1 pseudogene is annotated in these 780 nt (G+C 54.7%); it reads right to left on the reverse strand.

Annotated features, from left to right (window positions below):
• Nucleotides 1-780 (reverse strand): annotated as a pseudogene (locus ACTHUR_RS13390) (TonB-dependent receptor domain-containing protein); the annotation flags it as partial.

Raw genomic sequence — 780 nt, forward strand, 5'->3', positions numbered from 1 at the left:
TGGTTGAATTGTTGTATTCTTCGCTTAAATCGGTCAGCTCTTGCGGCCACGGGAGGAAATCAGGGTAGCCGCTTTTCCGTCTTTCCGTTTCTTCGGGCATATTTTCCAACGCCCAGGCGTAATCGGGGACGGGCAGGGTGTTTATCCATGCCCAAAATTTTTGGTCGTATGCGTCCCATGCCGCGTGCGTACGCACCACTTCGGGGCTTTCTTCATAGGCTTTCAATGCGGCTTCGTATCTGGCTTTCAAATCCATGCGGGCGCGGTATTCTTCTGGAGTGGCCAGTCTGCTACCGATGGCGGCGACATTGCGGCTGTTTTCAGACAATACGTTAAATTCGCCTTCTGCTTCCAAGCGGTCGCGGTGTTTGGACAGATAATCGCGGACGAAGGTATCGGTCATGCGGTAGTCGGTATAGCGGCCTCCGGCGTTCAGGGTCAGCCACGGCGTCGGTTCGTATTTGAAGTTGAAGCCGACATTCCATTCATTGCGTTTTCCTTGGCGCGGCATGGTCATGGCGAAATTGGAGTTTAAGGTGGTTTCGGGGTCGTCCCACACCAGCTTGCGGTATTCGTCGTGCGGCAGGGCGAGTATCCAGCTGGTGTCGCTGCTGCCTTTGAGTTTTTCGCGTTGGTAATCGCCCGTCAGGGTCAGTTCGAGGGTGTCGGTCAGCTTCATGCGGTTGGACAAATTGATGCCTAAGCGGTTGTTTTTGGCGCGGTAGGCGGCAGCGTTGAAGACGGTAAAACGGTTGTTGGTGTTGGGCGGCAGTTTGTCCC

It is taken from the genome of Neisseria sp. P0021.S007 (assembly GCF_051956855.1).